A 20,500-nucleotide genomic window follows, 5' to 3' on the forward strand; every position below is an offset into this window, starting at 1 on the left:
GCCCGGCCGTCGCGCATCTGCAGGGTGGCGTACTTCATCAGCACCTGCTCAGGCGGGATGCTGTCCTGCGCGGTGGTGAACTCAATCTCCCAGCGGAAGGGCTCGCTCAGGGCGTCGCGGCCGCGAAAGCGCAGGACGTCGGGGACCACGGAAGAGTTGTTGATGTCGAGCCGGTAGCGGGAGAGCGGGGTGTTGTCCCCGGGGAAAGCAGTGTCCTTCTGCATTGATGTTGGCCCTGGTGAATAATGGAATATCGTAGGCATACTATTTGTGTGTGAATTGTCTTTTATTTGAGCGGGTCAGGCAACAGGTTTTGTTAAACCTTCTGCGGTGGGCTGAGCAATACAGAATTGTAAAATAATCAAAACGGCGTTTTATTTTTAATTGAAAGCCAGAAGGTGAGCGATTAAGATGAAAACGATAAAACCAAAACAGCTTTTCATTTTAATCCGATGACGACCGGAGGTGACCGTGGAAGTCAGACAGAGCATTCATAGCGAGCACGCAAAGGCCCTCGACACTCAGGGGCTGCGCCGCGAGTTTCTGGTGGAGAAGGTCTTCGAGGCCGATACCTATACTATGGTCTACAGCCATATCGACCGCATTATCGTCGGCGGCGTCATGCCGGTGAGCAAGACCGTAGCCGTCGGCGGCGAAGTGGGCAAACAGCTGGGCGTCAGCTACTTTTTGGAGCGCCGCGAGCTGGGGATTATCAATATCGGCGGGCCGGGCAGCATTACCGTTGACGGCCAGTGTTATGAGATAGGCCACCGGGATGCGCTGTACGTCGGCAAGGCGGCGAAAGAGGTGGTTTTTGCCAGCGTCGATCCCGCAAAACCGGCGAAGTTCTACTACAACTGCGCCCCGGCGCACAGCACCTATCCGACCAAAAAAGTGACGCCCGCCGACGTGGCGCCAGTGACGCTCGGCGACAATCTCACCAGCAACCGCCGCACCATCAATAAGTACTTTGTCCCGGACGTGCTGGAGACCTGTCAGCTCAGCATGGGCCTGACCGAACTGGCGCCGGGCAATCTGTGGAATACCATGCCGTGCCACACCCACGAGCGCCGCATGGAGGTCTACTTCTACTTCAACATGGACGAAGACGCCTGCGTCTTCCACATGATGGGGCAGCCGCAGGAGACGCGCCATATCGTGATGCGCAACGAGCAGGCGGCAATCTCCCCGAGCTGGTCGATTCACTCCGGCGTCGGCACCAAGGCCTATACCTTTATCTGGGGCATGGTCGGTGAAAACCAGGTGTTCGACGACATGGATCACGTTGCCGTTAAGGATATTCGCTAGCGGCGCTCACTTCGTTACCCGCCCGCCGCGCGCGGGCGCCAACTCAATAAGGAATGACTATGATCCTCGATGCATTTTCTCTGGCGGGTAAAGTCGCGGTGGTCACCGGATGCAATACCGGGCTGGGGCAGGGGATGGCCGTCGGCCTGGCGGAGGCGGGTTGCGATATCGTAGGCATTAACCGCTCTGAGCCGGCGGAAACCGCTGCAAAAGTCGAGGCGCTGGGCCGCCGCTTTCTGAGCCTCAGCGCCGATCTGCGCAGTACGGACGGCATCCCGCAGCTGCTGAAGCAGGCGGTGGATGAGTTCGGCCATATTGATATCCTGGTCAACAACGCCGGGCTGATCCGCCGCCAGGATGCGCTGGAGTTTAGCGAAGCGGACTGGGACGACGTCATGAACGTCAACGTGAAGACCCTGTTCTTCCTCTCCCAGGCGGTGGCGAAGCAGTTCATTAAACAGGGCAGCGGCGGCAAAATCATTAATATCGCCTCAATGCTCTCGTTCCAGGGCGGCATCCGCGTGCCCTCCTATACGACATCGAAAAGCGGCGTGATGGGCCTTACCCGGCTTTTGGCCAACGAGTGGGCGCAGCACGGCATCAACGTCAACGCCATCGCGCCGGGCTATATGACCACTAACAACACCGAGCAGCTGCGCGCCGACGAGCAGCGCAGCGCGGAGATCCTCGACCGCATTCCGGCCGGGCGCTGGGGAGTGCCGGACGATCTGAAAGGTCCGATCGTCTTTCTGGCCTCTGCTGCATCCGATTACGTCAACGGTTACACCATTGCCGTCGACGGCGGCTGGCTGGCCCGCTGACGCCACCGGCGGGTAGTAAATGCCGCTCATCTCTGTTTCACTGTAGAAAAACCTTATTGCGGAGCAGAGAGCATGAAAACGATCGGTTTACTTGGCGGCATGAGCTGGGAATCCACCATCCCCTACTACCGGCTGATTAACGAAGGCATTAAGCAGCGCCTGGGCGGGCTGCACTCGGCAAAAATCCTGCTGCACAGCGTCGACTTCCACGAAATTGAGGCCTGCCAGGCCTCGGGCGAGTGGGATAAAGCGGGCGAAATCCTCGCGCAGGCGGCGGCGGATCTTGAACGCATCGGTGCCGAGGGGATCGTGCTCTGTACCAACACCATGCACAAAGTGGCGGCGCCGATTGAGGCCCGCTGCCGGGTGCCGTTTCTGCACATCGCCGACGCGACCGGGCGGGCTATTGAGAAGCAGGGCCTAAAAAACGTCGCGCTGCTGGGCACCCGCTATACCATGGAGCAGGATTTTTACCGCGGGCGGCTGGAGCAGCAGTTTGGCATCAGCAGCCCGATCCCCGACGCCGGCGACAGGGCCCGCATCAACCAGATAATCTTTGACGAGCTGTGCCTCGGCACCTTCAGCGATACGTCCCGCGATTATTACCTGCAGGTGATCTCCCGGCTGGCGGCGCAGGGCGCTGAGGGCGTGATTTTCGGCTGTACCGAAATCGGCCTGCTGGTGCCGGCAGAGATGAGCCCGCTGCCGGTGTTTGATACCGCCGCGCTGCACGCCGCCGACGCGGTGGACTTTATGCTCTCCTGACCGCGTTGAGTATCGCCTCCAGCGGTTGGGTAATGATCGGAAGACTCGCCTGCAGGTGGGCGGCAAAGGCGTCCACCAGCGCCGAGGCCGGCCGGTGCAGGGGGCGGATGAGGCTGACGGTAAACGGCACGTCGATGCTGAAGCGGCGGACGGCGACGCCGCTGCCGGCGTAGTCGAGGGCGGTAAAGGGATTCACCACCGATATGCCGGCCCCGGCCCGCACCATCGCGCAGATCGACGCCGCGCTGTGGGTCTCAATCGCCAGCCTTCTTTTCACGCCGTGCTCGCTGAACAGCCCGTCCAGAAGCTGGCGGTAGCTGTCGGTGCGCGACAGGCTGATGTAGCGCTCACCTTCGAAATCCTGCGGCGTCAGCACCGCCTTGTGCGCCAGCGGATGCCCCTCGGGCAGGACGCACACTTCATTGAGCGCCAGCAGCGGCGTGCGCTCGGTGCCCGGCGGCGTATGCTGGGTCTCGGTCAGCCCCAGATCGTGGCGCTGGGCGGAGAGCCACTCCTCCAGCAGCGGCGACTCCTGGGGCACAACCTGCAGGCTGACGTCGGGATAGCGGGCGAGGAACGGCGGCAGCAGAGCGGGCAGAAACGACTGTGAAAATACCGGCAGGCAGACCACCGACAGCTCGCCCTGGCGAAACTCGCGCAGCCCCTGCGCCGCGCTGACGATGCGGTCCAGGCCGTACCAGGATCGCTGTACCTCCTCAAACAGCCGCAGCCCCTGCACTGTCGGATGCAGGCGGCCCCGGCTGCGCTCAAACAGCGTCAGCCCCAGCAGCTTCTCAAAGCGCGCCAGCTCCCGGCTGACGGTGGGCTGGGAGGTGTTGAGCATTGCGGCGGCGGCAGTGACGTTGCCGGTGGTCATGACCGCGTGGAAAATCTCTATCTGGCGCAGGTTCACCGCGGGCATAGCAGATCCTTTTGTCGGGTTATCTATATCAATTTTGCATGAAGTGGCAATAAAACGATATTTTTTATTCGCTGCGCGCTGTGGCGTAATCAGACAAAAGCCTGATAACCGGAGTTCACCATGCCACGCCCGCTCGACAGTACCGATACCGATCTCAACGCCGCCAACCTGCTGCGCCTGCCCGCCGAATTCGGCTGCCCGGTGTGGGTCTACGATGCGCAGATCATCCGCCAGCAGATTGCCAAACTGGCGCAGTTCGAGGTGGTGCGCTTCGCCCAGAAGGCGTGCTCCAATATCCACATTCTGCGCCTGATGCGCGAGCAGGGCGTGAAGGTCGATTCGGTATCGCTGGGGGAAATTGAGCGCGCGCTGGCGGCGGGCTACGATCCGCTGAATCATCCGGACGATATCGTCTTTACCGCCGACCTGATTGATGACGCGACGATTGCCAGGGTGAAAGAGCTGAATATTGCGGTCAACGCCGGTTCGGTCGATATGCTGGCCCAGCTCGGCGCCGTCTCGCCGGGCCACCGCGTCTGGCTGCGGGTCAACCCCGGCTTCGGCCACGGCCACAGCCAGAAGACCAATACCGGCGGCGAAAACAGCAAGCACGGCATCTGGCACAGCGATCTGCCCGCTGCCCTGGCGGTGATGCAGCGCTACGGCCAGCGGCTGGTGGGGATCCATATGCACATCGGCTCCGGCGTAGATTACGGCCACCTTGAGCAGGTGTGCGGCGCGATGGTGCGCCAGGTGGTGGAGTTTGGCCAGGATCTTGAGGCGATCTCGGCGGGCGGCGGGCTGTCGATCCCCTACCGCTACGGCGAGGAGGCGATCAATACCGATCACTACTACGGCCTGTGGAACGCGGCGCGCGAGCAGGTGGCGAAGCACCTCGGTCATCCGGTGAAGCTGGAAATTGAACCGGGGCGCTTTCTGGTGGCGGAGTCCGGCGTGCTGGTCGCCCAGGTGCGCAGCGTCAAGGCGATGGGCAGCCGCCGCTTCGTGCTGATCGACGCCGGGTTTAACGACCTGATGCGTCCGGCGATGTACGGCAGCTATCACCACATCAGCGCCCTGGCGGGCGACGGGCGCGATCTGGACGGGGAACCGGCGGTGGAGTGCGTGGTGGCCGGGCCGCTGTGCGAGTCCGGGGACGTCTTCACTCAGCTGGAGGGCGGCACCGTGGAAACGCGCACCCTGCCGCCGGTGGTGCCGGGAGACTATCTGGTGCTGCACGATACCGGCGCCTACGGGGCGTCAATGTCCTCTAACTACAACAGCCGCCCGCTGCTGCCGGAAGTGCTGTTTGACGGCGGCAAGGCGCGGCTTATCCGCCGCCGCCAGACCATTCAGGAACTGCTGTCGCTGGAGCTGTTCTGATAAAACGGCCCGCGGGTGACCGATTCGCGCAGCACCAGCTTGCCGGTAAAAGGGGGAATGGCCTCGATAGCCTCACCTGAAGCAAGCTTAATGGCCTGATCGATGGCGGTGGTTATCATGCTGTCGATGGGCAGATAGACCGACGACAGCCCCGGCTCCAGCCACCGGGCGCTGGGGGCGTCGTCAAAGCCGAACAGCGACACGTCCTGCGGAATACGCAGCCCCGCCCGGTACAGCGCCTTTGAGGCGCCCAGCGCCATATCGTCATTGCAGGCAAACAGCGCGCTAAAGCGGACCTTCTCCCGCAGCAGCTCTTTGCACAGCTCATACCCGCGGGTCATTCCGGCATCGCCATATTTGACTCTGCGCGGATCCCACGTGATGCCGTGTTTCTCCAGCGCCTGGCGGTAGCCCGCCAGGCGCGCCTTGCCGGTGGGCGTATGAATCGGCACGGTCAGGCAGGCGATATCGCGGTGGCCCTGGCTAATCAGGTACTCCACGGCCTGAAATGCGGCATCCTGCTGCTCGAAAAATACGCAGCGCTCGCGGGCCTGGCTGACGTCGCGGTTGATCACCACCAGCGGCATCGGCACGGCGTCAATCAGCGCCATGATCGCCTTTTCGCTCATAAAGCGGGTGTAGAGCACGATAGCGTCGCACTGGCGGTCGGCGAGCATCTGCACTGCCCGCTCTTCGTGCCCGGGAATGTCGTGGCCGTCGGTCACGATCAGCTGCTTGCCGTAGCTCTCGGTCTGGCGCGACGCCTGCTGCAGCAGGCGGCCAAAGTAGAAGCCGTCAAAGGTGGAGACCACCAGGCCGATGCTGTTGCTGGTGCGGTTCGCCAGCGAGCGGGCGAGAAAATTGGGCCGGTATCCCAGCTCCTCCATCGCCTTAAATACCTGCTTTCGGGTGCTCTCCTTAACCTGGCCGGTTCCGTTGAGCACGCGGGAGACAGTGGCTTTTGAGACGCCGGCGCGCAGTGAAACATCGAGCATAGTTGCCATTGTCATTTCCTGATGTCAGATAATAACTGCAGTTTATCACAGAGATTCAAGGGCATATCCGGCGGCGTTGACGTCAAATAATCGCGGCGATCACGATTTGTGGAGAAAGCCCCGAAAAGGCCTACAAACTGCGGTATTCCAGCCGGGGGGCAAACTTTGCTATATTCTCGCCGCCGAAAAAATGTTCGCCTGCCTATTCAGAGAAATTAGATGTGAAGATCCAACCGCTGTATGAAGTTCCCCACCACGCCAGACAGATCACGGACTGGCTCTGGCAGGCGTTTGGCGGCGTCGCCATGCCGCGCGAATTTTTTGCCAGCATCGTTGAGCACAGCCAGTGCCCCGATGCGCTGCCGCTGACTTTTGTATTGACCGACGGGGAGCGGGCGCTGGCCACCGTCGGGCTGTGGCGCTGCGATCTGATAAGCCGTCAGGATCTCTATCCCTGGCTGGCGGCCCTTTACGTTGAAGAAGCGGCGCGCGGGCAGGGGCTGGCGGGGATGCTCCAGGAGCACGTTAAGCAGTATGCCCGGGAGAAGGGCTACCCGTCGCTGCATCTCTACTCCGCCTGCGTGGGGTTTTATGAGCGCTTCGGCTGGCAGCACATCGGCGACGGCATTGAGTTTCCCGCCACCCGGGTGCACCTCTACCGCTGCGCGCTCTGATCGTCGGCCAGGGCGCTTACCGAGTGGCGGCGCACCAGCGTCGGGCTAAAGAGATGAGTGACCTCGGGCAGCGGGCGGTTCTCTGCCAGCGCCAGCGCCAGCTCGGCGGCCTGGGTCGCCATGGTAACGATCGGATAGCGCACGGTGGTCAGGCGCGGACGCACATAGCGCGAGATCAGCACGTCATCGAAGCCAATCAGCGAGATCTCGCCCGGCACGTCGATGCCGTTATCGTTAAGCACGCCCATCGCGCCTGCGGCCATGGAGTCGTTGTAGCAGGCCACCGCGGTGAAGTTTTTGCCGCGCCCCAGCAGTTCGGTCATCGCCTGTTCGCCGCCGCTCTCGTCGGGTTCGGCAAAGGTCACCAGCCGCTCGTTGCAGGGCAGGCCGCTCTCTTTTAGCGCGTCGTAGTAGCCCTGTAGCCGGTCTTCGGCATCGGAGATGGCGTGGTTCGAGCAGAGGTAGCCGATGCGCGTGTGTCCCTGCTGAATCAGGTGGCGGGTGGCAAGCCACGCGCCGTAGCGGTCGTCCAGCGCGACGCAGCGCTTCTCAAAGCCCGGCAGGATGCGGTTGATCAGCACCATGCCGGGGATCTGCTTCATCAGCCCCGCCAGCTCATCATCGGCCATGACTTTGGCGTGCACCACCAGCGCCGCGCAGCGGTGGCGGATCAGCTGTTCAATGGCCTGGCGCTCTTTGTGTTCGCTGTGATAGCCGTTGCCGATCAGCAAAAAATTGCCCGTATTGTAGGCCACCTGCTCGACGGCCTTGACCATTGCGCCGAAGAAAGGATCGGAGACGTCGCCGACAATCAGGCCAACGGTTTCGGTGGACTGCTGGGCCAGCGCCCGGGCGTTGGCGTTGGGATGGTAGTTGAGCGACGCCATCGCCGAGAATACGGCCTGGCGTGATGCGTCGCTGGCCTTGGGGGAGTGGTTGATCACCCGGGATACGGTTGCCACCGAAACGCCCGCCAGTCGCGCTACATCCTTAATCGTCGCCATCGTTGCCTTCTTCGTCAGGGGAAAACGTTTACACAAATATAGTTTCAGGCAAAAGCCCGCGCTGTTCAAGGCTTGTCGCGCAACCTGTTTACGCTTTTGTGATGAGGTGTACGTCCTGACGCGGGGTCGTTACACTGCCGTTACCCGAAAAAGTAATAATGAAAAAGGTGAATCCAAACCTTTGGTTACACTTTGCGAAGGGCTGTTGCGAATGTTCGCTGGAGGCGAAAGTTGCCAGGTTGTTACTCTGATTATCCCAGAGGTATTGATAGGTGATGTCCTCCAGATGGGGTGACAACCACAATTACACCAACCTGCGCAGATGCGCAGGTTTTTTTTGCCTGAAATTCAGGGATGTAACAACTGTCCGCTTTCGAAATACGCCGTTGCATTTCGCTTCACTCCTTTGCGTTTTCAGGCTGGTCGTTGCCGACGCGAGCCGCCACAATCAAGGTCCCAGAGGTATTGATAGGTGAATTTCTCAGGTACGGCTGCCGTACTTTCACTTACACCGACCTGCGCAGATGCGCAGGTTTTTTTTGTCTGAAAAATCTGTGTTTGCACTGCTTTCCCCCGTTATCTCATGTACTCTGCCTCAACTCTCTTTACGCCAAACGGAGTTGATATGCTTATTGGATTTTTTCGATTGCTTTTCAAAGCCATGTTCCGCGTCAGGCTCACGGGCGATACGGATGCGCTCAGGCTGCCGAAAGTCCTGATTACCCCCAACCACGTCTCCTTTCTTGACGGGATGCTGCTGGCGCTGTTCCTGCCCGGCCGCCCGGTGTTTGCGGTCTATACCTCAATCAGCGAGAAGTGGTTTATGCGGGCAGTAAAGCCGCTGATTGATTTCGTCCCGCTCGATCCGACTAAGCCGATGTCTATCAAGCACCTGGTGCGGCTGGTGGACCAGGGGCGCCCGGTGGTGATTTTCCCGGAAGGGCGCATTACGGTTTCCGGCTCGCTGATGAAAATTTATGACGGCGCCGCCTTTGTGGCGGCGAAATCGCAGGCGACCGTCGTGCCGCTGCGTATTGAAGGCGCCGAGCTGACCTTCGCCAGCCGCCTCAAGGGGCTGGTCAAGCGCCGCCTGTTCCCGCGCATCTCCCTGCATTTACTGCCTCCGACCCAGCTGCCGATGCCGGATGCGCCCCGCGCCAGGGACCGCCGCCGCATCGCCGGCGAAATGCTGCACCAGATTATGATGGAAGCCCGGATGGCGGTGCGCCCGCGCGAGACGCTGTACGAAGCGCTGCTGTCGGCCCAGTACCGCTTCGGCGATCGCAAGCCCTGCGTCGAAGACATCAACTTCCAGCCGGACAGCTACCGCAAGCTGCTGACCAAAACCCTGTTCGTGGCGCGTATTCTTGAGAAGTACAGCCAGCCCGGCGAGCGCATCGGCCTGATGCTGCCCAATGCCGGCATCAGCGCGGCGGTAATTTTCGGCGCCGTCGCCCGCCGCCGCATTCCGGCGATGATGAACTATACCGCCGGCGTGAAGGGGCTCTCCAGCGCCATTACCGCCGCTGAGATTAAAACCATCTTTACCTCCCGCACCTTTCTCGATAAAGGCAAGCTCTGGCACCTGCCGGAGCAGCTGACCCAGGTGCGCTGGGTGTTTCTCGAAGATCTCAAGGGCGATGTCACCGCCGCCGACAAGCTGTGGATTTTCGGCCATCTGCTGATGCCGCACCTGGCGCAGGTGCCGCAGCGGCCGGAAGATGACGCCATTATCCTCTTCACTTCCGGCTCGGAAGGCCATCCGAAGGGCGTGGTTCACAGTCATAAAAGTATTCTCGCCAACGTCGAGCAGATCAAAACCATTGCCGACTTCACCGCCGCGGACCGCTTTATGTCGGCCCTGCCGCTGTTCCACTCCTTTGGCCTGACGGTCGGTCTGTTCACGCCGCTGTTCACCGGCGCGCAGGTATTCCTCTACCCGAGCCCGCTGCACTACCGCATCGTCCCGGAGCTGGTCTATGACCGCAACTGCACCGTGCTGTTCGGCACCTCAACCTTCCTCGGCAACTACGCCCGCTTCGCCAATCCCTACGACTTCTTCAAAGTGCGCTACGTGGTGGCCGGCGCCGAGAAGCTGCAGGAGAGCACGAAGCAGCTGTGGCAGGACAAGTTCGGCCTGCGCATCCTCGAAGGCTACGGCGTTACCGAATGCGCGCCGGTGGTCTCCATTAACGTGCCGATGGCGGCGAAGCCGGGCACCGTTGGTCGCATCCTGCCCGGTATGGACGCCCGCCTGATGGCGGTGCCCGGCATTGAGCAGGGCGGTCGCCTGCAGCTTAAGGGGCCGAACATCATGAACGGCTACCTGCGGGTCGAGAAGCCCGGCGTGCTTGAGGCCCCGGCGGCGGAAAACCCGCAGGGCCAGCTGGAGGCTGGCTGGTACGATACCGGCGATATCGTGGCCTTTGACGAGCAGGGCTTCGTGCAGATCCAGGGCCGCGCCAAACGCTTTGCCAAAATCGCCGGCGAAATGGTGTCGCTGGAAACCGTCGAACAGCTGGCGCTGGCGGTATCGCCGGACAAAATGCACGCCACGGCGATCAAGCAGGACGCCAGCAAAGGCGAGGCGCTGGTGCTGTTTACAACCGACGCGGAGCTGACCCGCGAGCAGCTGCTGCAGAAGGCGCGCGCCGGCGGCGTGCCGGAGCTGGCGGTACCGCGCGATATCCGCTTCCTCAAGCAGATGCCGCTGCTGGGCAGCGGCAAGCCCGACTTTGTGACCCTGAAGGGGATGGTCGATGAGGGAGAAAAGTCTGATGCGTAAGTTAGCACTCACTGACGATTCGCTGTGGTCGAAGGGGATGCTGGCGGTGATTTGCGCCCAGTTCCTGTCGGCCTTTGGCGATAATGCCCTGCTGTTCGCCATCCTGGCGCTGATGAAGGCCCAGTTCTACCCCAACTGGAGCCAGCCGGTGCTGCAAATGGTGTTTGTGGGCGCTTACATCGTCCTGGCGCCCTTTGTCGGCCAGTTCGCCGACAGCTTTGCGAAAGGCAGAGTGATGATGGTCGCCAACGTCATGAAGCTGATAGGCGCGGCGGCGATCTGCGTCGGCATTAACCCATTTATCGGCTATATCCTGGTCGGCATCGGCGCGGCGGCCTACTCGCCCGCCAAGTACGGTATCCTCGGGGAGCTGACCACTGGCGACAAGCTGGTGAAAGCCAACGGCCTGATGGAGTCCTCCACCATCGCCGCCATCCTGATCGGCTCGATGGCGGGCGGCGTGCTGGCCGACTGGCACGTGCTGGCGGCGCTGGTGGTCTGCGCCGTGGTTTACGCCGGCGCCGTGGTGGCCAACCTGTTTATCACGCCGCTGCCGGCGGCGCGCCCCGGCCAGTCCTGGCGGTTTAGCGCGATGACCGGCCGCTTTTTCGCCGCCTGTAAAACCCTGTGGTACAACCCGGAGACCCGCTTCTCGCTGGTGGGCACCAGCCTGTTCTGGGGCGCGGGCGTGACCCTGCGCTTCCTGCTGGTGCTGTGGGTGCCGGTGGCGCTGGGCATTACCGATAACGCCACGCCGACCTACCTCAACGCGATGGTGGCGGTCGGCATCGTGGCGGGCGCAGGCGCGGCGGCGAAGCTCATTCGCCTGGAAACCGTTGCCCGCTGCATGCCGGCGGGGATCCTGCTCGGCGTAGTGGTCATTATCTTTGCGCTACAGCACGCCCTGCTGCCGGCCTACGCGCTGCTGTTCCTGCTGGGTGTCTGCGGCGGCTTCTTCGTGGTGCCGCTCAACGCCCTGCTGCAGGAGCGCGGCAAGCGCAGCGTCGGCGCCGGCAACGCCATCGCGGTGCAGAACCTCGGCGAAAACAGCGCCATGCTGATTATGCTCGGCCTTTACTCGCTGGCGGTGATGGTCGGTATCCCGGTAGTCGGCGTCGGCATCGGCTTCGGCGCACTGTTCGCGCTGGCGATTGCGGCGCTGTGGTGGTGGGGGCGGCGGTAAAGCGCATTGCCCCCGGATAAGGCTCTGGGGGCAACGCTTATCAGTCAGATTACGTGGGGCCAGATGAGGACTGCGGCCATGTATATCATTCCTACCCATCCCATCATTACCACCGTGTAACCCATTATGTCCTGTAGCTTCAGCCTTGAAATCGCTAGCGCAGGCAGGATCCAGAAGGGTTGCACAAGGTCATTCCAGGCATTTCCCAGCATCACTGACATCGAGGTTTGCGCCAGAGATGCGTTCATGGAGTGGGCTGCGTCGATCATAAAGGGCCCCTGAACCACCCAGTGGCCTCCACCCGAAGGGGCAAAGAAATTGATAAAAAATGAGCTGATTAGCCCCCAGAACGGCAGCGTATCAGGGGTTGATATATTGACAAAAATCTCTGCAATTGTTTTAACTAGCCCGGAGGCCGCCATTATCGCCATTATACCGGCATAGAAAGGAAACTGCAGAATAATCCCGCCAATCGTTTTAATGCCTTCATTGAGTTTCTCGACGTAATTAATTGGCGTGCCGAGCAGAATAATTCCGAGGAACAGAATAAAGTAATTGATGATATTTAAGTCCAGCGCGCCACCTTGCATAAAATGTCCGATAACATAGGCGATCCCGAGTGCTCCTATAAGATAGCTAATGACCCTACTGTGATTGAGTCTGGCGGCAAAGTTATTTTTTCCATGCAGTGCATCCAGAACGCTATCCCGCCGTGTATTCACCTGTTCAGGCTCTTTATACGGAATAATTTTCTCGCCAGCTTTTGGATGAAGCGCGGCGTTGATGAGTGGCAGCGTAATCAATACCGCTAGCGAGGTCAGTAGGATAGGCGTTGAAAAAATGGTTTCTCGCAGTGAAATAATCCCCATCTGTGACTGGAGCGAATGTCCTTCCGTAGAGATCAGCACCGGGATCGTTGCGGATAAGCCGAGTCCATAAAAGGTAAACCCGCTGTAGGCAGCGGCGATGATCAGGGGGTAGTGGACGCCGGGTACGCTGCGGGCCAGTTTTTTTGCCACAATGCCGCCTATTACCAGACCAAAGCCCCAATTGAGATAGCTGCCAACGGCGCCGATTAAGGTCGCAACAATGATGGCTTTTCGCGGAGTGTGCACGCGATCGACGATCAGGTTCAGTAGACGATCTACCAGCGGCGCAGCGGCAAGAACATAGCCCATAGCCAGAATAACCGCCATTTGGGTAGTAAAGCTTAGCAGCTTCCAGAAGCCGTCGCCCCAGTCCATGGTAATCTGCAGCGGCGAAACTCCCTCGACCACAAATGCCAGAATCATCGTCAGCAGCGTCAACAGAATAGCGAAGACAAAGGGATCGGGTAAATATCGCCGCATTAATTCGGTAAAAAAATTTGTTATTTTTGTCATACATTAAGTACCTTAAACGATATTGCGTAGGGGATGGTTTGGAAATTACATCAATGTATTTCGCTATCTGGTTTTGTTATTTTTTCGAAACTGCAGAAGTGCCATGAGTTGACGATCGCGCCAGGCCACCCGCGACTCCCAGTTTTCCAGCGGTAAAACCCGGCGCCGGGCGCTGTTGACAGTGGCGACCAACTCCGGTGGCCATGTGCTGCGATCTCCGCGCTCGGCGCCGATGCGCATGTAGGCTGGGCCCATTTTTTCTGCATGTGACACGATGCCACCACGGGTATTTAGATCTGCAGTTTCGAATGGCCCAATGACTGACCACCTTAGCCCGAGGCCGTTTGTCATTACCGTATCGATATCCTCAACAGAGGCGACGCCGTCGCGTATCAGGCTGTACGCCTCGCGTAATACGGCACCTTGCAGACGATTAAAAATAAATCCCTCAACCTCCTTCTGAACCAGTACTGGATGCATCAGCGCAGTTTTAAAGCGTGCTATGGCTTCCCGGATGGTTTGTACAGAGGTCCAGGGTGCAGGAACAATCTCGATGACGGGGATCAGGTAGGGAGGATTTCCCGGATGTGCGATAAGGCAGCGCTCCCGCCCCTGAAGCGAGGCTGTAAAATGAGAGGCGGGAATAGCCGAGGAGGCACTGGCGAGAATACAATCTGCCGGTGTCTGAAGATCGAGCTGGCTGAAGATATGCCGCTTAACCTCTACTTTCTCAGGCGCGCACTCCATGACCAGTTGGGATGAAGCCACTGCCAGGGATTGGTCTTCAAAGACGGCCACGCGCGCGGCCACGCTTTCCACCTTTTCATCGAGGAGGGAGAAGGTCTCAAGATCGCCAAGACGGGCGAGTAGCGATGGCAGCGCTTTATTGCGCATTATTTCATCCGGATCGTAAATATGTACCGTAAATCCGGCGCGGGCAAAAACGAGGGCAAAGGCGATGCCGATGCTGCCTGCACCAATAATCGCGACAGGTCTGTTATTATTCATGCTGTTTATACCCCCGCAGCGCCAATAGTCATTCCGCCGCAGACGTACAGTATCTGGCCGGTGACAAATCCGCTGCGCACGTCCAGCATCCAGGAGACGGCGTGCGCGACGTCATCAGGGGTCCCGATGCGTTTGACCGGAACTGCGCTGATGATGGCTTTTGTTTGCGGGGCATCCGGCGGGTTAGCGCGATCGAAAAGCTCTGTTCGAATGGGACCAGGGCCGATGGCATTAGCTGTTATGCCATGCTTTCCCAGCTCCAGCGCCCAAACGCGGGTCATGCCAATCAGACCGGCTTTCGTTGCTGCGTAGGCCGTACGCAATTCTTTACCCAGCGAAGCGCGTGACGACATATTCACTATGCGCCCGAACCCCGCTTCTTGCATTGAGGGAAGAAGAGCCTGCATACACTGCATAGCACAGCGAAGATTCAGCGAGAGCGTGAGCTCCAGTTCGTCCAGGGTCTGCTCTTCTGCGCGGGCAGGGCAGACGATGCCGACATTATTAACCAGGCGAGTAATCGGGCCGTCAGCAAGTGCTTTATTTAGCGCATCGGCCGTTTGTCTGGGGCAGGAAAGGTCGGCGATAATGCCGTCTCCCGTTTTATCAATAATGACGGGCTCATAACCGTCATTGGCTGAGCGCGCCGCGATGGCCGCGCCTATTCCGCTAGCGCCGCCGGTAATTAAAACGCGCGGTTTACTTTTCATTTTTTATCTTCCTTACACTGTTGCGACAGGATTCAGGGGCGATGCAATCGCACCCGGAAGATCGAGCGGGGGCGCGGTAAGCAAAAAGCGGTAGCGGCCATGAGCTCGCAGCCAGTTTGCCAGTGGGGTCAGATTCCAGAGTTCTCCCAGATGGAGGCCGATTTTGAACAGGCAGTGTTCGTGAAGGGGGAGTACCGCACAGCTGTGGCCTCCGCTGCGGGCAGGAAAGGCTTCCACGGCATAATTATCTGCGGCCAGGGCGGCAATTTTGCTTTCGGTCAGCCACTGCAGCAGATGCGGATCGGAACCATCCAGCGCTGCACAGCTGGCGTCCAGTCTCTCTTTATCGGGGTTTCCCTTCATAGAAAGGACGAGATCGGCAAAGCCGGTGTGCAGGCAGACAATATCCCCTGGCGTGACTTCTATGCGATCTTTTTCCAGCACGGACATCAGCTCGTTATAGCCGATAAGTGTGCGCGCATCGCCAAAGTGGGCACGCAGGTCAATCATGACACCCCGGCTCTGGACGGCGGTACGCGCCATATGTTCAATGCCCAGCGCATACGCCGAAGCCGTGCTGCCGTGGTCGAGCGTTTTTGGAATACCGGTATCTTCAATGCGCTCCGGGCCGACAATATCTTTTCCGGCGGCAAAACCGTTGTAATACACCGCTTTTGGAATGCCGTCGCCCTCAGTGTCAAAAAGAGAGCCCGCATGGGCAAGGCCATCCCACTGGGTGGAGTACTGTAGCGAAATGATGGCCAGATCGTCGCTCAGCACATCCGTGGCACCCACCTCTAATTTGTGCATTTCACAGTTGTAATTAACCTCACCATGACGCAGCAGAGGGCGCAGTATTGGCGGGTTTCTATTGGGGTTCAGCGTATTTCCGCCGGGGTAATTTAGCGGAATGCTCAGAGAGAAACTCAATCCGGCGCAGACTTCAGCGATGCCCTGAAGAACTTTATCCGGGGATAGATAGTTAAGGCATCCGAGCTGATCGTCGGGACCGAATTCTCCCCAGTTAGATCCTGCAGGGCGCTTTTTCCATCGTGATGTGGCGATCATGAACAACCTCTTCATATTCTGAGGTGGATAGTGCTGGATGTTAATTTCTATAGTGACTATTAGTTAGCTTTTGTTTGACGATATGTTATGCATATGTAAATGGTCAATGGCGGTAATCGAAACTCTGTGCGATTATCGCCATACTGGATAGGTTTTAGTTAATAGTGTGATCGCGGTTGTAGAACCTGCCGGAGGACATTCTGCGGGTGGGAATGGACTGCGTGGAGTCCGCAACTCGCGCAGGGCGAGTTGCGGGAAAGATGGAGATAAGGAGAAGGGCTATGGCGCCGGATACGTATAAATCCGGTGCGCCGCCTCTATCTCTGCCAGCACCTCTTCGCTTAACGTCAGGTGCAGGCTCTCAACGTTGGTCTTCAGTTGCGCCATCGTCGTCGCTCCCAGCAGGGTGCTGGCGACAAACGGCTGGCGGCGGACGAAGGCCAGCGCCATCTGCGCCGGATCGAGGCCGTGGCGATTTGCAATCTCGACATAGGCGGCCACCGCCTTCTGCGACTGCTCGCTGCTGTAGCGGGTGAAGCGGCTGAACAGCGTGTTGCGCGCGCCCGCGGGCTTCGCGCCGTTGAGGTATTTCCCGGTCAGGGCGCCGAAGGCCAGGCAGGAGTAGGCCAGCAGCTCCACGCCTTCATACTGACTCACCTCGGCCAGGCCGACCTCATAGCTGCGGTTCAGCAGGCTGTAGGGGTTCTGAATGGTGACGATGCGCGGCAGATCGTGCTTGTCCGCGAGGTGCAGATAGCGCATCACGCCGAAGGCGGTCTCGTTTGATACGCCGATGTAGCGGATTTTTCCCGCCCGCTGAAATTCCGCCAGCGCTTCCAGGGTCTCCAGAAGGGTGATCACCGGCTGCGATTCGGTCCACTCATAGCCCAGCTTGCCGAAGCAGTTGGTGGCTCGCTGCGGCCAGTGCACCTGATAGAGATCGAGATAATCGGTCTGCAGGCGCGTCAGGCTGCTGTGCAGGGCGTCGCGGATGTTTTTTCTGTCCAGCGCCTGATTGGGGCGAATGCCGGCATCGTTATTACGCGACGGGCCGCTGACCTTCGAGGCGATAACCAGCTTTTCGCGGCTGCCGCGCTTCGCCAGCCAGTTGCCGACGTAGGTTTCCGTCAGCCCCTGGGTTTCCGGGCGCGGCGGGACGGGATACATCTCGGCGACATCAATCAGGTTAATGCCTTCAGATACCGCGTAATCAAGCTGGGCGTGGGCGTCGGCTTCGCTGTTTTGTTCACCAAACGTCATAGTGCCAAGCCCGAGAGTGCTGATTTCCAGCGAGCTGTGGGGGATACGGTGATAGTGCATAGCCGCCTTCCTTATCCTTATTTATATCAACAACGTCAGGCGCTCAGGCGTCCGACAAAGGACTATAAACATGGCAGATGCGTAGAGAAAGCGGAAGCAGAAATGATAAAAAAGGCCAGCGTGGCTGACCTTATTTCCGTTTTAGCGTTTAATGATTTGCGACACTTCATCCCGGTTGATCTGCAGGGTATTGCCCTGCTGGTCTTCGTAGCTAATCAGCCCGGTATCATCGTCAACTTCGGGTTTGCCGTCGGTAAGGATCATGCGACCGTCTTTCGTCGCCATCACGTAGTCGCTGCTGCAACCTGAAACCGCGAAGGCCAGTCCTACTGCAGAAATTAATACTCCCCATTTTTTCATCGTTATACCTCTGTAAAATAGCGCCGCGCCTTCTTTATATACTAGTAATACCGTACTGAGCGATAAGTAAAAAGGGGCAAAATCTGAAAAGAGTGTGCAGTAGCCCTCAAATAAGGGCTACAAAGTGTTTACAGAGGATTCTTTTTGTTTCGCAGCAGGTTGAGGCTCTCAACCACAATAGAGAAGAACATCGCAAAATAGATATAGCCTTTCGGCACGTGGATGCCGTAGCTTTCGAGGATAAGCGTAAAGCCCACCAGGATCAGGAACGCCAGCGCCAGCATCTTCACCGACGGGTGGCGGTCAACGAACTCGCCGATAGGGCGGGCGGCAAACATCATTATCCCCACGGCGATCACTACTGCCGCCATCATAATAAACAGATGGTCGGAGAGACCCACGGCGGTAATAACCGAGTCGAGGCTGAAAATAATATCCAGCAGCATAATCTGGACGATGGCGCCGAGAAATGAGTGAACGTTGGTTTCCATTCCCTCTTCTTCACCTTCGATTGTCTCGTGTATTTCCTTACAGGCTTTCCAGATAAGAAACAGCCCGCCCAGCAGCAGGATCAGATCGCGTGCGGAAAAGGCGTGGCCGAAGAGAGAAAACAGCGGCGTGGTCAGTTTCGCCACCCAGGCAATCGAGGCCAGCAGCGCCAGGCGCATGATCATCGCCCCCAGCAGGCCGAGTCTGCGCGCGGCGTTGCGCTGCGCGGCAGGCAGCTTCGCCACCACCAGCGAGAGAAAAATAATATTGTCGATGCCGAGAACGATCTCAAGGATCGTCAGGGTGCCAAGCGCCATCCAGGCGTTGGGATCGGTTATCCATGCAAACATTGTAAGTCCTGCCAAAAATGCAAAACGTTGATTATAGGCGCTAGCGTGAGCGGAAAACAGAGAAAGTATCAGAGCAGGAAGTGGCGGGCCAGCAGCCTGGCGGTGAAATTTTTCTTCAGATAGAAACCGCGCGGCAGCGTCAGGATAGGCTCGCCGTGGATGCCGACGGCCTCCGTCAGCGCCTTGCTGTTGGCGGCCTTGGGACGCAGCTGCAGCACTTCGCCGTGGCGGGCGGTGATGCGCTCAACCTGGCCGAGAACGATAAGATCCATCAGCTCCTCCCAGTCGAGGCGCAGCTGCCGCTCCTCCTCCTCGTCAGGGCTCCACAGCAGGGGCGCGCCAACCCGGCGCCCGGCGAGCGGTATGCTGCGTTCGCCCTCGACCGGCACCCACAGGACGCGTCTGAGCTTGTGGCGAACGTGGCTGGTCTCCCAGATGACGCCGCTATTGCCGGTCAGCGGCGCAACGCAGACAAAGGTGGTTTCCAGCGGTTTGCCTGCGCGGTCAATGGGGATGGTTTTTAGCTCCACGCCGAGAGCGGCAAAATCCTGCTCGGGCTTGCTGCCCGCGCTGGCGCCCAGCCACGTTTCAAGCAGCAGACCGGTCCAGCCTTTATCGCGCTTCAAATCTTTCGGTATCGGCAGCCCGGCCATCGTCGCCAGCTCTCCCAGCGAAAAGCCGGCGAGGGCCTGCGCCTGGCCCAGAAGCTCGGCTTCGGACTGTGGCGGATGGCGCAGCGGCGATAACGATGACATAGCGAGATCCTTGGTGAAAAAGTGAACGAGGTTTTCCCTCTCTGTGGATGAAGTTTAGCGCTTTCGGGAAAACTAATCCAATTATGTGATTTTGCTTACTTTTTTATTTTTCCTGCGGCGCCCTTATAGTCGAAAAAAAATGTTTTTCAAAACTGGTCACCGACAATAAACAGGATCTTACACCATGTTATCCACAGAAAAATGGGATAACTGGGGAAAACGCCCACTACTGTTTCCATTTACAGCCTTGACGTGCGACGAAAATCCAATTTTCACACAAAAAATGCCTAAGTTAGTGACACAATCTGTGGATAAAAACGACATTGGTCGATCTTTCATCAGCCGGAGGATCGTCAGTGTGATGGACATCACGTTTATCTGCTTTTTGACGATGTTTTTGATATTAACTTTATAAAAAATAGCGATTTTTTTACTATCCTCATTCAGAGGGGTTTTGACCTGTTCAGGGTTTTCCCGCATTAATTCCGTACTTCTGCACAACTCTATCCACAGAAAAAGTGAATAAAATGGCCCCTGCTGCCGATCTTCTGTTTATAACTTCGATGAATACTGTGAGTTATTCAAATGTTATCCGGATCACTGCACCACACAGAGTGGTTTACCGTTTCCGGCGAGTGTGAAACAATCATTCACATTGAAGATTATCTTGAGGTAGTCCGGTGATTGATGACGATGGCTACCGCCCAAATGTTGGTATTGTAATTTGTAATCGTCAGGGACAGGTGATGTGGGCCAGACGCTATGGTCAGCACTCCTGGCAGTTTCCGCAGGGCGGCATCAACCCCGGTGAATCTGCCGAGCAGGCGATGTACAGGGAGCTGTTCGAAGAAGTTGGATTAAGCCGTAAAGATGTGCGGATCCTTGCTTCTACCCGTAACTGGCTGCGCTACAAATTACCAAAACGTTTGGTGCGTTGGGACACGAAGCCGGTTTGCATCGGCCAGAAACAGAAATGGTTTCTTTTGCAGCTGATGAGCAACGATGCTGAAATCAATATGCAAACCAGCAGCACTCCTGAGTTCGACGGCTGGCGCTGGGTCAGTTACTGGTATCCCGTGCGTCAGGTGGTGTCGTTTAAGCGCGACGTTTATCGTCGGGTCATGAAGGAGTTTGTGGGCGTGGTGCTGGCCCTGGCGGATAATACGCCCAGGCAGCAGAACAGCGCGCCTGCGCACAGACGTAAAAGAGGTTAAGCCA

The 20,500-nt window shown here is 58.4% G+C and carries 19 protein-coding genes and 2 pseudogenes; 8 read left to right on the top strand and 13 right to left on the bottom strand.

Features of this window, described 5'->3' with window-relative positions; translation table 11 throughout:
• A pseudogene (locus ENGE1_RS10985) lies at positions 1-224 on the bottom strand (hypothetical protein); the annotation flags it as partial.
• 247 nt (positions 225-471) lie between these two features.
• Here ENGE1_RS10985 and kduI point away from each other — a divergent pair.
• The 3 genes from kduI (at position 472) to ENGE1_RS11000 (ending at position 2,894) form a co-directional block, all read left to right on the top strand.
• The gene (kduI, locus tag ENGE1_RS10990; protein ID WP_048253414.1) at positions 472-1,308 is read left to right on the top strand and encodes a 5-dehydro-4-deoxy-D-glucuronate isomerase; all 837 of its coding nucleotides are present in this window, start codon (positions 472-474) and stop codon (positions 1,306-1,308) included.
• A gap of 59 nt (positions 1,309-1,367) precedes the next feature.
• Complete coding sequence (gene kduD, locus ENGE1_RS10995; RefSeq protein WP_043082168.1) at positions 1,368-2,129, top strand: 2-dehydro-3-deoxy-D-gluconate 5-dehydrogenase KduD; 762 nt, start codon at positions 1,368-1,370, stop codon at positions 2,127-2,129.
• Positions 2,130-2,201: 72 nt separating this feature from the next.
• Complete coding sequence (locus ENGE1_RS11000) at positions 2,202-2,894, top strand: aspartate/glutamate racemase (RefSeq protein WP_048253413.1); 693 nt, start codon at positions 2,202-2,204, stop codon at positions 2,892-2,894.
• On the opposite strand, the gene ENGE1_RS11005 is transcribed toward ENGE1_RS11000, so the two are convergent.
• A complete protein-coding gene (locus ENGE1_RS11005; RefSeq protein ID WP_048253412.1) occupies positions 2,881-3,816 on the bottom strand; it encodes a LysR family transcriptional regulator in 936 nt (311 codons plus the stop codon). The genes ENGE1_RS11000 and ENGE1_RS11005 overlap by 14 nt on opposite strands.
• Positions 3,817-3,936: 120 nt before the next feature.
• On the opposite strand from ENGE1_RS11005, the gene lysA reads away from it, so the two are divergent.
• Entirely contained in the window at positions 3,937-5,199 is a 1,263-nt protein-coding gene (lysA, locus tag ENGE1_RS11010; protein ID WP_048253411.1) for a diaminopimelate decarboxylase, read from the top strand.
• Here lysA and ENGE1_RS11015 read toward each other — a convergent pair.
• Positions 5,169-6,203 carry a LacI family DNA-binding transcriptional regulator gene (locus ENGE1_RS11015; protein WP_043082172.1) on the bottom strand — a complete coding sequence of 345 codons (1,035 nt, stop codon included), beginning with the start codon at positions 6,201-6,203 and terminating at the stop codon, positions 5,169-5,171. The genes lysA and ENGE1_RS11015 overlap by 31 nt on opposite strands.
• A gap of 212 nt (positions 6,204-6,415) precedes the next feature.
• On the opposite strand from ENGE1_RS11015, the gene ENGE1_RS11020 reads away from it, so the two are divergent.
• Complete coding sequence (locus tag ENGE1_RS11020) at positions 6,416-6,868, top strand: GNAT family N-acetyltransferase (RefSeq protein WP_048253410.1); 453 nt, start codon at positions 6,416-6,418, stop codon at positions 6,866-6,868.
• Here the strand turns inward: ENGE1_RS11020 and galR are convergent.
• A complete protein-coding gene (gene galR / locus ENGE1_RS11025; RefSeq protein ID WP_048253409.1) occupies positions 6,850-7,872 on the bottom strand; it encodes an HTH-type transcriptional regulator GalR in 1,023 nt (340 codons plus the stop codon). The two genes, ENGE1_RS11020 and galR, sit on opposite strands and share 19 nt — an antisense overlap.
• 625 nt (positions 7,873-8,497) lie before the next feature.
• On the opposite strand from galR, the gene aas reads away from it, so the two are divergent.
• Entirely contained in the window at positions 8,498-10,657 is a 2,160-nt protein-coding gene (gene aas, locus ENGE1_RS11030) for a bifunctional acyl-ACP--phospholipid O-acyltransferase/long-chain-fatty-acid--ACP ligase (RefSeq protein WP_048253408.1), read from the top strand.
• The gene (gene lplT, locus ENGE1_RS11035; RefSeq protein ID WP_048253407.1) at positions 10,650-11,840 is read left to right on the top strand and encodes a lysophospholipid transporter LplT; all 1,191 of its coding nucleotides are present in this window, start codon (positions 10,650-10,652) and stop codon (positions 11,838-11,840) included. The genes aas and lplT overlap by 8 nt, the downstream gene beginning before the upstream one ends.
• A 44-nt stretch (positions 11,841-11,884) precedes the next feature.
• On the opposite strand, the gene ENGE1_RS11040 is transcribed toward lplT, so the two are convergent.
• The 9 genes and pseudogenes from ENGE1_RS11040 to ENGE1_RS29220 all read right to left on the bottom strand — a co-directional run.
• Positions 11,885-13,222: a short-chain fatty acid transporter gene (locus tag ENGE1_RS11040; RefSeq protein ID WP_048253406.1), complete on the bottom strand. Its 1,338-nt coding sequence runs from the start codon at positions 13,220-13,222 to the stop codon at positions 11,885-11,887.
• Positions 13,223-13,285: 63 nt separating this feature from the next.
• The gene (locus tag ENGE1_RS11045; RefSeq protein WP_048273376.1) at positions 13,286-14,230 is read right to left on the bottom strand and encodes a 3-hydroxyacyl-CoA dehydrogenase; all 945 of its coding nucleotides are present in this window, start codon (positions 14,228-14,230) and stop codon (positions 13,286-13,288) included.
• Between the two features lie 5 nt (positions 14,231-14,235).
• On the bottom strand, positions 14,236-14,940 hold the full coding sequence (locus ENGE1_RS11050) for an SDR family oxidoreductase (protein WP_043082180.1): 705 nt from the start codon (positions 14,938-14,940) through the stop codon (positions 14,236-14,238).
• A 12-nt stretch (positions 14,941-14,952) separates the two neighbouring features.
• Complete coding sequence (locus ENGE1_RS11055; protein ID WP_064360616.1) at positions 14,953-16,008, bottom strand: cyclase family protein; 1,056 nt, start codon at positions 16,006-16,008, stop codon at positions 14,953-14,955.
• A 279-nt stretch (positions 16,009-16,287) separates the two neighbouring features.
• Positions 16,288-17,328: an NADP(H)-dependent aldo-keto reductase gene (locus ENGE1_RS11060; protein WP_048253403.1), complete on the bottom strand. Its 1,041-nt coding sequence runs from the start codon at positions 17,326-17,328 to the stop codon at positions 16,288-16,290.
• Between the two features lie 141 nt (positions 17,329-17,469).
• Entirely contained in the window at positions 17,470-17,688 is a 219-nt protein-coding gene (locus ENGE1_RS11065; RefSeq protein WP_043082183.1) for a YgdI/YgdR family lipoprotein, read from the bottom strand.
• 128 nt (positions 17,689-17,816) lie between these two features.
• Positions 17,817-18,527 carry a TerC family protein gene (locus ENGE1_RS11070; RefSeq protein WP_045290966.1) on the bottom strand — a complete coding sequence of 237 codons (711 nt, stop codon included), beginning with the start codon at positions 18,525-18,527 and terminating at the stop codon, positions 17,817-17,819.
• 68 nt (positions 18,528-18,595) lie between these two features.
• Positions 18,596-19,282: a DNA mismatch repair endonuclease MutH gene (mutH, locus tag ENGE1_RS11075; protein ID WP_048253402.1), complete on the bottom strand. Its 687-nt coding sequence runs from the start codon at positions 19,280-19,282 to the stop codon at positions 18,596-18,598.
• A gap of 149 nt (positions 19,283-19,431) precedes the next feature.
• Positions 19,432-19,509, bottom strand: a pseudogene (locus ENGE1_RS29220) (hypothetical protein); the annotation flags it as partial.
• Positions 19,510-19,962: 453 nt separating this feature from the next.
• Between ENGE1_RS29220 and rppH the strand changes: the two are divergent.
• Complete coding sequence (rppH, locus tag ENGE1_RS11085) at positions 19,963-20,496, top strand: RNA pyrophosphohydrolase (RefSeq protein WP_043082190.1); 534 nt, start codon at positions 19,963-19,965, stop codon at positions 20,494-20,496.
• The last annotated feature ends 4 nt before the right edge of the window (positions 20,497-20,500 follow it).

Origin of the sequence: Pluralibacter gergoviae ATCC 33028 = NBRC 105706 (genome assembly GCF_001598855.1) — a bacterium.
Lineage (GTDB): Bacteria > Pseudomonadota > Gammaproteobacteria > Enterobacterales > Enterobacteriaceae > Pluralibacter > Pluralibacter gergoviae.